This is a genomic window from Helicobacter pylori, assembly GCF_014497725.1.
Classification (GTDB): Bacteria; Campylobacterota; Campylobacteria; order Campylobacterales; family Helicobacteraceae; genus Helicobacter; species Helicobacter pylori_DE.
In genome coordinates this window covers 25,290-32,370 of sequence record NZ_JACTGF010000013.1, presented here as the reverse complement: position 1 = coordinate 32,370, position 7,081 = coordinate 25,290, and the positions used below count along the sequence as shown (strand labels likewise).

Here is a 7,081-nt window from a genome sequence, read left to right as displayed (position 1 = left end):
CTTTTTATTATTCCCCCTTGCATTAACCCTTTTATTCCCTCTCTCATTAATCCGTGCCACAACATTTTTAAACCATTTGATTCCATAAGCCCCATTTTTAAACCAATGGGGCTTACAGAGTTAAATTTAAAGGAAAGATGATGGCAGACATAAAAGCAGAGTTAGAAAAACTCTATCAAATTTTAGTGGATGCTGAATATTTTTATCAGGTTCCCGATTACCAACGCCCTTATGTGTGGGATAAGGATCATTTAGGGGCTTTGATTGATGATTTGGTGGGCAGCTATACAAACAATAGAGAAGATGAATATTTTTGCGGCTCTATTGTGATTGCTGAAAATCCAAAAGATAAAAGATGGGATGTTGTGGATGGCCAACAGCGATTAACGAGTTTTATCATTCTGGCTTGCACGATTTTAAGGCTTTATAAACACAGGTTAGGGCAAAAATCTAAAGATTTTATTGAAGGGAGTATTTATGATAAATACGATAAAGAAAAAGAGCGTCTGAAGTTCTTAACCGCTCAAAATTACAATAGTATTTTTGAAAACACGGTGTTAAACCATTTGGAGTTTGAAGACAACATTAAAAAGAGCGAATTGAATAAGAAATTTGAAGAAAACACTTATTTGCGTAACGCTTATTATTTCAAGGAGCTATTGAATGAGAGCGTGGAAAATGGTTCAATAAGCGATATTGATGATTTTGTCAAATGGTTTTATGAACACATTGTTTTGACTAGGATCATTTGTTTTGAGCAAGACAGCGCGATGCAAATCTTTCAAGTGTTAAACGACAGAGGCCAACCCCTAAGCCCTATTGATATTTTAAAATCCAATTTAATGCAAGAAATCAAACAAGATAGTGAAAAGCGTAAGGATTTTATAACCACTTGGGACAAATTGGTTGAAGCTTGCAAGAGCGTTGAGGGCGTGGATATTGATTTGGAAGATTTTTTTAACATGTATTTGGAATACGCTGATCCTAGCGCTTCTAAAAAGAGAGCCGATAAGGGATTAAAAAAGGTGTTCAAAGACAGCAAAAAAGACGCTTGCGAGTTTATTTATGGCGTGAGTGCTTTTATGAAATCTTATACCGATTTGTTAAAAAAACAAGACCGATACATCTACTTATTGAGGTATCTCCCCTCTAGGTATTGGGCCAGTATTTTAACGACAGCCCTTTATGTCAAATACCCTGATTTTGACGCTTTGAAAAAGCTTTTGGTGTCTTATTATTACCAAACTTGGATTGCAGGAGGCACGATCACGCGCATCAAGCAAACGAGTATCAACATTATCAAAAATGTTAAAAGCAATAAAGGCATTGAAACCATCCAAGAGCTTATACTAGACAACATAGAATCTTATAACACCTTTGACCAATACTTCTATAACTTATGGGAGAGCTCTTCTGTTTATCCTAGCAACTGGTTACGCCCTGTCTTATCCCTAGCTAATTATTTTATGACAGATGAAGAGAAGCCTCATTTTATCGCTATGGATGCTGAAACCCAAGTGGAGCATATTTTACCCCAAACGCCCAAAAGAGGCAGTCAATGGAACGCGGATTTTAACAAAGAAAAAAGAGAAGAATGGGTAAATAATATCGCAAATCTAACCCTTTTAAAGCGTAAAAAGAACGCAAAAGCCTTAAACGGGGATTTTGATGAAAAAAGAAAAATTTATGGCGGCAAAGACACAAGCAAAGTGATTAGCTGTTATGACATCACTAAAGAATTGTATAGCAGTTATAGGAAGTGGAATGAGAAGTCCCTAAAAGAACGATACAAATCTTTGTATAACACTATCACGCCCATTTTACACATAGAAGGGCAAGAAGAGGAAATTGAAGAGGAATTTGAAGATGATTTTGATCTAGAATGATTGAAAATCATCAAGCATAAAAACAACAAAGGGATAATCAATGCCTAAAAAAGAACTATTAAAGATGTCAAAGAAAAGGATTTTTAAAAACTTCTTAGAAGAAGCCAAACAACACCGCCCCATTATTTTCTATACAGATAATGATTGTGATGGCATGTTGGCTGGCAGCGTTTTAATGTCTATGTGTTACAGATTGGGTATTAAAGATTTCTTTTTCTTTAGCCCCTTAAGGAATGCGCATGGCTATGGCTTCACTGATTTAGCCCTAAACGATTTATTGTCTAAACCTTGTATCTTTAACCCTAAAACCAATCAATTAGTCCGCCTAGATTGCATTAAAAACCAATTTCAAAAAGACCCCTTATTGTTTAGCGCTGATTTGGGGGCGGATTTAGTTTCTAACATAGAATTACAAGAAATCTTATTAGAACATTTTGAACAATGCATCATCACAGACCACCATAAGAGTTTTGAAGTTGATTGGATTGATGGAAATAAAATCGCCTACATTAACCTGAATGATGAAAAAGACGCCAACTATTATAGTGGGGCTTTCACAAGCGCTTTAGTGTTTAATCAAATCTTTCAAATACAAACCACTCCTTTAGAAGAAGAATTGATCGCTATCACGCTTTTAAGCGATCGCATTGATTTGGATCATGGGGATAATTTGGATATGGTTTTGAATTTAGCGCCAGTTAAACATGAGCGCATTCAATGCTTTTTCAAAGATAAAGACCTTTCTTTAGCCCAAGACGATTCAGATGAAATTTCTAACTTATACGGTTTTAATTGCATCAATTACATCAACGCTTTAAGCCGTTTGAGTGGGGATAGAGAGTTTAAAGGTTGTTATAATAGCTATTTGCACTATCTGGTTTTAAAGCATTTCAACCCCATAAACGATCCACGCTTAAGCATCTTTAATGTTAAGGAATTCAAAAGATACAACGACATTAAAAAGAAAATGGTGAAAGAAAGCGAAGAAAACGCTCAAATTTTTCCTTGTAACAAAATATTAGTGGCTATTTTAGATGAAAGTTGCTCTATTAAAGTGGGTGTCAGCGGTTTAGTGGCTAATAACTTTTTAAAAAAATACCCTTTCAATCATTCCCTTTGTATCTATAAAGATAATAAAGACGGGTATAGCGGTAGCGCTAGAGGTGGTGGGAATTTTTTAAGCCAGATTAAAACCATTCCTTTAATACAAGCTGGCGGGCATGAGGAAGCTTTTGGGTTGAGCTTTGCAAAAGAGGATTTTAAAAAAGTAATCAAAAGCTTACAGGCCTTATAAAGTCAAATAACGCTAAGGCTGAATGTTAAAAAAGAGGACTTGACATGTTGTTGGATTATGATTTTTTATTGTTATTGAATGATGAGAGTGGGAAGCCAACCAGATACTACTATTTGTTACAAGATTTTGAAAAGGATTTTGTGGCTAGTAAAGTGGCTCAAAATAAAGCGAAGCGATTCGTTAAGGAAATCATTGGTAGCGAAAAAGCCTCTAAAACTAAAAACAGCACCATTGCAGTTTCTCATACAAAGGCTTCTGCTGTTAAGAACGAAACGATTGGAAGCGGCGATCTTAAAAAGGTGTGTGAGAAAATCAAAAGCGGGCTACCCTTTGGGATCATCTCAGCCTTTAAACCCTTTAAAGACGCTTTTTACAGAGATTTCAATGATAATGAGCAAAAATTACTGATAGGGGCAGCTAAAAGCGGTTGCATTCAATCTAGCGCTGACAAACTGGCTCAGTTAAAAACGCGCTTAATCTACTGGCAGGACAAATCTGTTAAAGTGGATTGGGATAAACCCATTTTGATTAAGGACTTCTTTAAAGGCAATAATTACCTTTATAGGAGGTTGTGTTTTTTATTGGGGAAGCATTTTATGGATAGATTTTTAAAAAATAACGCTAAGGCGAGCGTGAAAGACTTTATGTCTAGTAAGGAGTTTGTCGCTAAATACCGATACACCCCCAAGCAGAATACAGAAAGAGCGAAAAAGCTGCAATCGTATTTAGAGAGTAAGCGTGATTTTATAGGGTTTGTTCAAACGCTTAACTCTTTAAAAGACAGCCCGCAAGATCCTTTTTTACCCGATGAAGAAATAAGCTTTTTGGTGTTCGCTAATGAACCTACTATCGTGTTTAATTTAAGGGATTATTTATTGGTGTTAGCGCAAATATTCAACCAACAAGCGATCTGTTATTGTGAAAGCAAATGCCCTATAGAATTAATCAACGCTTCACCGGGTAAGGACTTTGACAAGACACAAGATAGCTTTTCAGACATCAAATTCTCAACACCCAATCAATTAGAACAATCTCTCAACGCTCTTAAAAACAAGCTAGCCGCATTCTTTTCAAAACACCATGATAAACATAACGGCATGGAGTTTAATGAAATGGCTAAAACTCAAATAGAAGCACTTTATATGCCGCATTCTAGCGATGGTTTTGATGATTTTCGCGAGCATCTTGAAGATAGTATTAAAAGTTTTATCAGAGCGAAAAAAAATCGTTATGGTTTTCCTAAAATTTTTGATATTGCAGACATAGAACAAGAAGAGAGGGAAGTCATTGAATGGCGAGAAAAAAATAGAGCGTCAAAACAAAGCTACAAACAAAACCTTCAAATCAACAAAATCGCTAACGATTTAAAGCGTGATAAGGTAGTGGATAAAAGAACGATTTTAAGCGTGATAGACGCTGATATAGAGCGTGGTTCTATCCCGCCTAAAGATTTGTTAAAGCAATTAGAAAAAATCAGCGCTTCTCTTTCTAAAGACATCGTAATAGCGATAAAGCAAGTAGAAAAATTAGAGCTTAACTACGCGTTAATAGACAATATCCAACACAACACGCTTGATGACACGCTTGATTTTACCTTTATTGTTGGGGATTCTTTGAGCGTTCAGTCGCTTTATGTTACCTTTAATCTTGTGATTGACATGGATAGGCCTATGAGCGAGCAGTTCCTCAACCATATTGGGAAATTGGGGAGTTTTAAATCTAGAGAGCGAGCGTTAGAGTGCGTGAGATTAACGCAAGCTAAACTGATCATTGAAGCGTCTAGAGAAGCGCTAAAAAATGCGGAATTATCGCAAATTGAAGAAATATTGACCGGCTGTATTTTTAATGGCGCTTACCGCCTTCAAAACGATCTTAAGAAAGGGCGATAGACATGGAAATTTTAAATAAAATTCACACCACAACAAGGAGGAACAAGCCATGCTGAAAAGATAAAAAACATTGAACGGGTGATTATAGCGGATTTTAAAACAAATTTTTATTAAGGAGTATTTTATGGGTTTTCAAAATGAAAATAAATTAAAAGTAGGCGCGTCAGTCAAAGCCACAATCAATGACAAAGTGGTGGAGGCTAAAGTCATTAGCATTGGGTTTAATCGTGTAACCTTAAGGAGCGAAAAAGGCAACGAAGCCACCTATGTTTTCAATAGCGATAAGTTCTTAAAGTGGTTCAATAAAGTTCCATTGATCGAGCATATGAGACTTCACGCTGAAAAAAGCGGAGATGATTTGTTGAAAAATGTTAAAATCGTTACGAGCGGTGCGAGTGTCAAGGATAGGGCTTCTACTCCTAAAGAGAAAGAAAGCAAGTTCAAATTGGACTTTGATTTCCCTGATGATACCACTAGCCCTTTTATGGTCTTTGCTAATGCTTACGCTAACGAAAAAAGAAGCAAAAGACTTGGTTTGTTATTCTCGCCGATGAGTTATGGTGGAATGGGGTTTCAAGCGAGTTTGATTATCATTCATTCGCTTTCTTTTATGGCGGATTTAAAGCACCATAGCGATGCGGAGTGGAATGCTATGATTGAAAACAGAAATACTGATGAGTGTTTCTTTGAGACTTTTGATGATATGCTTATGGGTGATGTTACTCTATTCTGTAAAGTGATTGAAACTTATGCGAAAAACTTAAAAAGACCCGATGGTAAGAGTGATGGTGTTACTTTGGAAGAGTGGGCGAAATTCTTGCCTAAAAATAAAGAAGAGGCAAAATTTGTTGCTCAACTTTTATGCGATGGCGGTATCAATAAATACGATTTAACTTGTGCGGGTTTAACTCCTGGCGTTTTAGCTGACAATCTTTGGTCTTATGGTTTTAGAGATGAGGACTATGATGAGGAGGGTAATGTGATTAAGGAGAGGGATATTATCACAGGCGAGGAGTTAAATAATGCGGAGGGTAATGTAGAATAACCCCCCCCTTTGGGGTGGCTCTCCTTTTTTGATCTTTTATTTTTCTTTTTTCATTCTCTCTAATTTGTCCATTTAATTTGGAATGGCTTCAATCTTAAAACCCTATCTTTGCGCGTTATTTCGCATCCAAAAGGCGTTTTTCTTTAAAGTCTTGATACTCTTTGATCGCGTAATTCACAAAGGGCTTGATCGCAATCCCGCCCCTAGAGGCAAAATCCCCATACACTTCCAGATACTTTGGCTCTAGCAATCGGACTAAATCTAATAATATCGTATTGATACAGCTCTCATGAAAACTCCCATGGTTTCTGTAACTGAATAAATAGAGTTTTAAAGACTTGCTTTCTACCATTTTATCTTTAGGGATATAGCGGATGTAGATAGTGCCAAAATCCGGCTGGGAAGTGATGGGGCAAAGGCTTGTAAATTCCTTGCATTCTAGCGTGATTAAGGGGTCTAAATTGGGGTTTGGGTTAGGGAAAGCTTCTAATAGCTGGCTGTTGTATTCAAAAATATAGGGCGTTTTAGCGCCTAAGGATTTGAGGTTTAGTTCAGGGGTCATTAATCTTTCCTTGATTTAAGTTATAATAAGGCTATTTTAACCCATTTTTTAGGAAACTCATGAACCAACGCATAGAAATGATTACGGCTTTATTAGATGAAAAAAAGGCTTTTGATATTACGCATATTGATTTGTCTAAAACCCCCTATTTGGTAGAAGATGTCATTATCGCCACCACGCTAGCGAATAAGCATGCCCTTTCTTTATTGGACGCGCTTAAAAACACCCTTAAGCCTTTAGGCGAAGTCTTTTACCAAATAGATGAGTCTAATGAAGAGTGGATCATTTTGGATTTAGGGGATTTGATGATCCATCTTTTCACCGAAGAATGCCGTAAAAAATTTGACTTAGAAGGGTTTTTAAACACCTACAAGAGGGAGAGCGTTCATCAAAACGCCTAAGAAA

General features: G+C 36.6%; 6 protein-coding genes and 1 pseudogene. 6 read left to right on the top strand and 1 reads right to left on the bottom strand.

The window, feature by feature from the left end:
• The 5 genes and pseudogenes from H7N69_RS08135 to H7N69_RS07485 form a co-directional block, all read left to right on the top strand.
• Window positions 1-196 (top strand): annotated as a pseudogene (locus H7N69_RS08135) (hypothetical protein); the annotation flags it as partial.
• Window positions 138-1,886, top strand: a complete 1,749-nt coding sequence (locus H7N69_RS07500; RefSeq protein ID WP_415751421.1) for a DUF262 domain-containing protein — start codon at window positions 138-140, stop codon at window positions 1,884-1,886. The pseudogene H7N69_RS08135 and the gene H7N69_RS07500, both read left to right, overlap by 59 nt.
• Before the next feature lie 40 nt (window positions 1,887-1,926).
• Window positions 1,927-3,180, top strand: coding sequence for a DHH family phosphoesterase (locus H7N69_RS07495; protein ID WP_187885306.1), 1,254 nt, complete (start codon window positions 1,927-1,929; stop codon window positions 3,178-3,180).
• 44 nt (window positions 3,181-3,224) lie between these two features.
• The gene (locus H7N69_RS07490; protein WP_187885303.1) at window positions 3,225-5,069 is read left to right on the top strand and encodes a hypothetical protein; all 1,845 of its coding nucleotides are present in this window, start codon (window positions 3,225-3,227) and stop codon (window positions 5,067-5,069) included.
• 124 nt (window positions 5,070-5,193) lie between these two features.
• On the top strand, window positions 5,194-6,114 hold the full coding sequence (locus tag H7N69_RS07485; RefSeq protein ID WP_187885302.1) for a hypothetical protein: 921 nt from the start codon (window positions 5,194-5,196) through the stop codon (window positions 6,112-6,114).
• Window positions 6,115-6,229: 115 nt separating this feature from the next.
• On the opposite strand, the gene queF is transcribed toward H7N69_RS07485, so the two are convergent.
• Window positions 6,230-6,676 (bottom strand): preQ(1) synthase, encoded by a 447-nt coding sequence (queF, locus tag H7N69_RS07480; RefSeq protein ID WP_120842999.1) that lies wholly within the window; start codon window positions 6,674-6,676, stop codon window positions 6,230-6,232.
• Window positions 6,677-6,735: 59 nt separating this feature from the next.
• On the opposite strand from queF, the gene rsfS reads away from it, so the two are divergent.
• A complete protein-coding gene (gene rsfS, locus H7N69_RS07475; RefSeq protein ID WP_001076139.1) occupies window positions 6,736-7,077 on the top strand; it encodes a ribosome silencing factor in 342 nt (113 codons plus the stop codon).
• Window positions 7,078-7,081 lie beyond the last annotated feature (4 nt).

Bases quoted from the DNA above. Each gene is read 5' to 3' on its own strand.
- H7N69_RS07500 (WP_415751421.1), top strand. From the start codon at position 138: ATGATGGCAGACATAAAAGCAGAGTTAGAAAAACTCTATCAAATTTTA.
- H7N69_RS07495 (WP_187885306.1), top strand. From the start codon at position 1,927: ATGCCTAAAAAAGAACTATTAAAGATGTCAAAGAAAAGGATTTTTAAA.
- H7N69_RS07490 (WP_187885303.1), top strand. From the start codon at position 3,225: ATGTTGTTGGATTATGATTTTTTATTGTTATTGAATGATGAGAGTGGG.
- H7N69_RS07485 (WP_187885302.1), top strand. From the start codon at position 5,194: ATGGGTTTTCAAAATGAAAATAAATTAAAAGTAGGCGCGTCAGTCAAA.
- queF (WP_120842999.1), bottom strand. From the start codon at position 6,676: ATGACCCCTGAACTAAACCTCAAATCCTTAGGCGCTAAAACGCCCTAT.
- rsfS (WP_001076139.1), top strand. From the start codon at position 6,736: ATGAACCAACGCATAGAAATGATTACGGCTTTATTAGATGAAAAAAAG.